This window comes from Pseudomonas sp. NY15356 (assembly GCF_048068175.1).
In the GTDB taxonomy this organism is placed as follows: Bacteria; Pseudomonadota; Gammaproteobacteria; order Pseudomonadales; family Pseudomonadaceae; genus Aquipseudomonas; species Aquipseudomonas putida_K.
In genome coordinates this window covers 1-1,149 of the sequence record NZ_JBLUPW010000069.1, presented here as the reverse complement: position 1 = coordinate 1,149, position 1,149 = coordinate 1, and the positions used below count along the sequence as shown (strand labels likewise).

1 protein-coding gene and 1 pseudogene are annotated in these 1,149 nt (G+C 58.9%); both read right to left on the bottom strand.

Annotated features, from left to right (window positions below; genetic code table 11):
* A pseudogene (locus tag ACNFCI_RS23945) lies at positions 1-366 on the bottom strand (hypothetical protein); the annotation flags it as partial.
* Positions 366-1,149, bottom strand: a 784-nt coding sequence (locus ACNFCI_RS23940; RefSeq protein ID WP_416768423.1) for a hypothetical protein, incomplete at its 5' end; no start/stop codon positions are given. The gene ACNFCI_RS23940 and the pseudogene ACNFCI_RS23945, both read right to left, overlap by 1 nt.

Genomic DNA, 1,149 nt, shown 5'->3' with positions numbered 1-1,149 from the left:
GGCCTTGGTCTCCGCAGTGATCTCTTGGGACCAATCGATAACGCCCACCACAGCTTCGAGAGGATCGCTCCACTCCAGCCCAGGCAAAGGCACCCGGCCATCGGCTGGGTCGCGGATATCGATCGGGAAGCGTGCGCTCTCCGGAGCGTCGGTAGCGTGTGGCAGCATCAAAGTGACGACCAGATCACCATTTACCCGCTCAACCGGGGCAACTATGAATGAGCTGCTGACCGCTTCGGCTGGCAAAGTGGAGCCGTCAGCCAAGCGCGAAAAGTCCAGAGAAACGCCATTGATCTCGAGCTGGTCGCCTGTTTTGACCACGGCAAGAGGCAGATCGGAACGTACTGGAGAAAGCTTAATAATCATCAGTACCACCTCCCGATGGCGGATACGTCCAAAAACATTGCAGAAGCGTCCGCAGCAACAAATTGGGCAATGGACAGAGCAGCACACACAGCCTGAGCCACGCTGCGACTGTAACCACAGACTGTGGTGATCTGGCGCTGTGTCGTCACAGTGGAGGAGGCAATGTTGACGCTAATGGCTGGCACGGCAGCAACGAACGATATCGGATATATCCATGTGAAGTTCAGGTTCGATGCGTTAACGAAGCTGACTGCTCTGTTGGTCGTGGTGCAGATTAAGGTGCCGTCAGCAAACTTAACGTAATCACCGTTGGCGTTGCTCCCCCGCTCAACAATCGCGCCTGTTGGAACACCGCCACTCTGGCTTACCGTGCCGACGATATCGGCCACCGCCGCCGCCTTCAGGCCCAGGCCATTCCGCGCCGTCGCCTGCGTCGTGCCGCCGGTACCGCCCTTGGTCACCGGGACTACGTTCTCGGTCGAAACCGAGCCAAGGCCGGCCAGAGTCGAGCCCCAGGTATTAGCGATGTCGTTGAATTTGTCGGCCAGGGTCTTGGTATACCCCTGGACCGGCGTGATTGCGTAAGTGCCTCCGGTGACCGTGGCGCCCTTGTAGGCGGGCAGGATGCTCAGCACCGTGGTGCTGGCAATGTTGGTCACTTCATACCAGTTTCCATCCGGGCCTAGCAGTGCATCGCCCACCCGGGCATTCGCTGAAAAATTGGTGCCGGTACCGGTCACCGTCGTTTGGCCAGCCGTGATCGCGACCGTGCCTGTTCTGTAC